Consider the following 5,106-nt stretch of genomic DNA (forward strand, 5'->3'; position numbering starts at 1 on the left):
CCATCAACCTGGTCAACGCCGACATCGCCAGCGCGGTGCAGGCGGTGGCCGCGGCGACGGGGCGCAATTTCATCGTCGATCCGCGGGTGAAGGGTCAGGTCACCCTTCAGTTTGAAAAGCCGGTGCCGCCGCAGAAAGTCTTCCAGGCGCTGCTCACACAGTTGCGCCTGGCCGGCTTTGCCGTGGTGGAGCATGACGGCGTGTTTCAGGTCGTGCCCGAGGCCGACGCCAAGCTGCAGAGCGGGCCAGTGGGCGTCGGGCTGGCGCCTTCTCACATTCCCGGGCGTGGCGATCAGGTGGTCACGCAGATCTTCCAGTTGCGCAATGCCTCGGCCAGCAGCTTGCTGCCCGTGTTGCGGCCATTGATCTCGCCCAACAACACCATCAACGTCAGCCCCTCCGGCAATGCGCTGGTCGTGACCGACTATGCCGACAACCTCAAGCGCATCGCGCGCATCATCGCCGCGCTTGACGTGCCCACCGGCACCGAAGTCACCGTCGTGCCGCTGACCTATGCCGTGGCCAGCGATCTGGCGCCCACGCTGCAAAAGCTCATCGACATGCAGACGGTCACCTCGAGTGGTCCGGGTGCTCCCGGTGTGCAGGCAGCCGTCGCCAACAGCGGCGCGATGCGCGCGGTCATCCTGCCCGAGACGGCCAGCAACTCGCTGATCGTGCGGGCCACCAATGGCGCGCAACTTGCCGAGATCGAGCAGATGATCCGCCGCCTCGACCGGCCGCAAAGCGATCAGGACAACATCCATGTGGTCTATCTGCGCAATGCCAACGCCGCCGATCTGGCTCGCACCCTGCGCGGGGTGCTGGCCGCGCAAGGCACGGGCAGCGATCTGGGCGGGCAGTCGCAGACCAAGCCGCTGGGAGGCTCGCAGTCGGCGGGTGGCAGCAACAACAGCAACGCATCTTCTTCAGGCTCGTCTGGCGCGACCAGCCCGGGGCTGGGCCAGGCGCCGGAATTCGCCGCCACCAGCAGCGGCTCGACGGTGACCTTGCCGCAGGGCGGCACGGTCTATGCCGACAACTCGCTCAATGCCCTCATCATCAACGCGCCGCAGCCGGTTTACATGCAACTGCGCCGGGTGATCGAGCGGCTCGACGTGCGGCGTGCGCAGGTTTATGTCGAGGCGCTGATCGCCGAGGTCGATGCCAACAAGGCGGCGCAACTCGGCATTCAGTGGCAAGCCATCGCCGGCAGCGCGGGCAATCAGAATGCCATTATCGGTGGCAGCAATTACGGCACCGGCGGCTCGAACATCATCAATCTGCAGGCGGCCATTTCCGGCGGCGGCAGTTCGGCCGCCACGGCGCTCGCCAGCGGTTCGCTGGCCATCCCCAATGGCTTGAACATCGGCATTCTGCACAACGTGGCGGGCATGGCCACGTTGGGTCTGCTGGCGAATTTTTTGCAGACGCAGGACGGCGCCAACATCCTTTCCGCGCCCAACCTGATGACCCTTGACAACGAAGAGGCCAAGATCGTCGTCGGCCAGAACGTGCCCTTCGTCACCGGCCAGTATGCGCAAACCGGATCGAGCGCCACCGTCACGCCGTTTCAGACCATCGAGCGCAAAGATGTCGGCCTGACCTTGAAAGTGCGGCCGCAGATCACCGCGGGCGGCGCGATCAAGATGGATGTCTATCAAGAGGTGTCGAGCATTTCCAGCACCACCAACGCCGCTGGCATCATCACCAACAAGCGCTCCATCCAGACCGCCGTGCTGGTCAACGACGGCCAGACCATTGTGCTCGGCGGGCTGATGCAGGACAACGTGAGCGAGAACAACAGCAAGATTCCGGGACTGGGCGACATTCCGGGACTGGGCGCGTTGTTCCGCTCCAATTCGCGTACGGCGCAGAAGACCGATCTGATGGTGTTCCTGCGGCCCATCGTGGTGCGCACCGAAGATCAGGGCAACGCGCTGAGCCAGCAACGCTACGACACCATGCGCGGCATGCAGGACAAGGCGCAACTGCCCGCGCAGCTCGGCATGCCCGAGATGCCGGGGCCGGTGCTGCCGGCGATAGGGAATATGGGTGCCAGCGGGTCGGCGCAACCTGGGTCTTCTCTCGCTGCGGCCCCGGTCGCAACGGAGCCTGCCATGCCTTCTGCTGCATCGCCTTCTGTCGCGGCGCCGGCGACCGAAGGCAATGTTTTGCAGGGTCTGCATGCGCGCAACGAGGACGGCAAGATCGTGCTGGATCTCTCTTTCGCCCATCCGGTGTCGAATCCGCCCAGAGCATTCACCATGACCCGCCCCACACGGCTCGTGCTCGATTTTCCTAAAACCCGATCCCTTGTTTCGTCCAGCGCGCAAACCTTCAAACTGGCTCCGCTGGAGGCTGTGTCGGCGCAGGAAGGGCAGGGCAAGACGAGGCTGATCATCCAGCTCAGCGAGACCACCCATTACTCCACCCAACTGTTGGACAAGCAGGTGCTTGTGACCCTGCAACCCGCTCAATAATCGGCTGCCCGACCATGTCCGTGCGTCATCCCTTGCCCTATACCTTCTGCCGCGACCAGGCGGTGCTGGCCGAAGACGACGGCCAGGGCGTCGAACTCTGGATGTGCGAGGCCACGCGGCCCGCGGCGCTGGCCGAGGTTCAGCGCCAGCATGTGCTGTGCGCGGTGCATCGCACCACCGCTGAAGACCTGCAGGCGCGCATCGGTGCGGCCTACGCCGCCCGCGACGGCAGCGCCGCGTCAGTCATCAGCGAAGTGGAGGGCGACGTCGATCTGGGTCGGCTGATGCAGGACATCCCCGCGGTGGAAGACCTGCTCGAAGCCGCCGACGACGCGCCCATCATCCGCATGCTCAACGTGCTGTTCACTCAGGCCGCGCGCGAAGGGGCTTCGGACATCCACATCGAGCCCTATGAAACCGCTTCGGTGGTGCGCTTTCGCGTGGACGGCACGCTGCGCGAAGTGGTGCGGCCCAACAAGGCCTTGCATGGCGCGCTGATTTCGCGCATCAAGATTCTTTCGCAGCTCGACATCGCCGAAAAGCGTCTTCCGCAGGATGGCCGCATCGCCCTGCGCATCGGGGGCCGCACCCTCGATGTGCGCGTTTCCACTCTGCCTTGCGTGCATGGCGAACGCGCCGTGCTGCGCCTGCTCGACAAATCGGCGGCGCGGCTGAATCTGCGCGCCGTGGGCATGGCGCCCGACATGCTCGACCACTTCGATGCCCTCATTCGCGCGCCGCACGGCATTCTGCTGGTCACCGGCCCGACCGGCAGCGGCAAGACCACCACGCTTTACTCGGCGCTGAGCCGGCTCGATGCCAGCACCACCAGCATCATGACGGTGGAAGACCCGATCGAGTACGACCTGCCCGGCATCGGCCAGACGCAGGTCAACGCCCGCATCGACCTCACCTTTGCCCGCGCCCTGCGCGCCATCCTGCGGCAAGACCCCGACGTGGTGATGATCGGCGAAATCCGCGACTTCGAAACCGCGCAGATCGCCATTCAGGCCTCGCTCACCGGCCACCTCGTGCTCGCCACCCTGCACACCAACGACTCCGTCTCGGCCGTCACCCGCCTGACCGATATGGGCGTCGAGCCCTTTCTGCTCGCCTCATCTTTGCTGGGCGTGCTGGCGCAGCGGTTGGTGCGCCAGCTCTGCCCGGCATGCAAAGTGCCGTCGCCCGATGGACAGGGTTTCGTGCCCGTGGGTTGCCCTGCGTGCAATCACACCGGCTACACCGGGCGCACCGGCGTGTTCGAGCTGTTCGAAGTCGACGACGGTCTGCGCGCCGCCATTCACGCCCGTGCCTCCGAGGCCGAGTTGCGGCGCCTGGCCCAGGCCACGGGGATGCGCAATATGCGCCAGGACGGGCAACGCTATATCGATACCAGCATCACCAGCCTGGCCGAGTTGCTGCGCGTGACGCGCGACTGATCACGGCCGTCTTCGCTCTCGCTGCGCCATGCCCGCCTACCGTTTCACCGCCCTTGACACCGCAGGCGCCGAACAGTCCGGCGTGCTCGAATCCGACAGCGCCCGTGGAGCCCGCACCCTGTTGCGCAGCCGCGGGCTCATCCCGCTGCAGGTCGAAGGCATCCACGAAGAAGCGGTGCAGGCCAGCGGCCGCCGGTTTGCGCGCCGGGTGTTCAACAACCAGGAACGCACCCTGTTCACCCGCCAGCTCGCGGGCCTGTTGGTGTCTGGACTGCCGGTGGAGAAAGCCCTGTCCGCCCTGGCCGAAGATGCCGACCGAGCCGAAATCGGCAATCTGCTTTCCAACCTCAAAAGCGAAGTCTCCGCCGGTCACAGTCTGGGCGATGCGCTGGCTCAGTATCCGCGCGAATTCAAGCCCATCTACCGCGCGCTGGTGAGCGCCGGCGAAGACAGCGGTGACCTGGGCCTGGTGATGGAGCGGCTGTCCGACTACCTCGAAGACCAGCAGGCGCTGCGCGGCAAGCTGGTGCAGGCCTTCGCCTATCCGGCCATCGTGGTGCTGGTGGCCGTCACCGTGGTGGTGCTGCTGCTCACCTACGTCGTGCCGCAGGTGGTCGGCGTGTTTCAGGGCGCGCACCAGAAGCTGCCGCTGCTCACCGTCGGCCTGATCGCCGTGTCCGATTTCATGCGGGCCTGGGGCTGGCTGATTTTGATCGTGCTCGCGGTTGGCGCCGTCGTGTTCGCGCAGGCCATGAAGCTGCCGGGGCCGCGTCTGGCGTTCGACGCCATGATGCTGCGCAGCCCGCTGTTTGGACGGCTGATCCGCGGCATCAACACCGCGCGCTTCGCGAGCACCCTGGGCATTCTGGGCGCGGCGGGCGTGCCCATATTGCGCGCCCTGCAGGCCGCCGCAGACACGCTGAGCAACAGCCTGCTCAAGGCCGACGCGGAAGAGGCCATCGCCCTGGTGCGCGAGGGCGCTTCGCTGGCCCAGTCGCTGGCGCTGCACAAGCGCTTTCCGCCCGTGCTCATCACCTTTATCCGTCTGGGCGAGCAAACCGGCACCCTGCCGCAGATGCTCGACCGCGCCGCCGTGCAGCATGCGCAGGAAGTGCAGCGCCGCGCCATGACCCTGACCACCATTCTGGAGCCGCTGCTCATCTTGGTCATGGGCGGCATGGTGCTGC

At 66.0% G+C, this 5,106-nt stretch carries 3 protein-coding genes; all 3 read left to right on the forward strand.

Going from position 1 to position 5,106, the window contains the following annotated elements:
* Window positions 1-2,480: type II secretion system secretin GspD (gene gspD, locus AC2VLV_RS04815; protein WP_486988893.1), on the forward strand; the 2,480-nt coding region annotated here is incomplete at its 5' end.
* 14 nt (window positions 2,481-2,494) lie between these two features.
* Window positions 2,495-3,919 carry a type II secretion system ATPase GspE gene (gspE, locus tag AC2VLV_RS04820; protein WP_486988894.1) on the forward strand — a complete coding sequence of 475 codons (1,425 nt, stop codon included), beginning with the start codon at window positions 2,495-2,497 and terminating at the stop codon, window positions 3,917-3,919.
* Between the two features lie 28 nt (window positions 3,920-3,947).
* Window positions 3,948-5,106 (forward strand): type II secretion system inner membrane protein GspF (gene gspF / locus AC2VLV_RS04825; RefSeq protein WP_486988895.1); only part of this gene is annotated, 1,159 nt, incomplete at its 3' end.

The sequence above is a fragment of the Thiomonas sp. TH-17 genome (assembly GCF_057473305.1).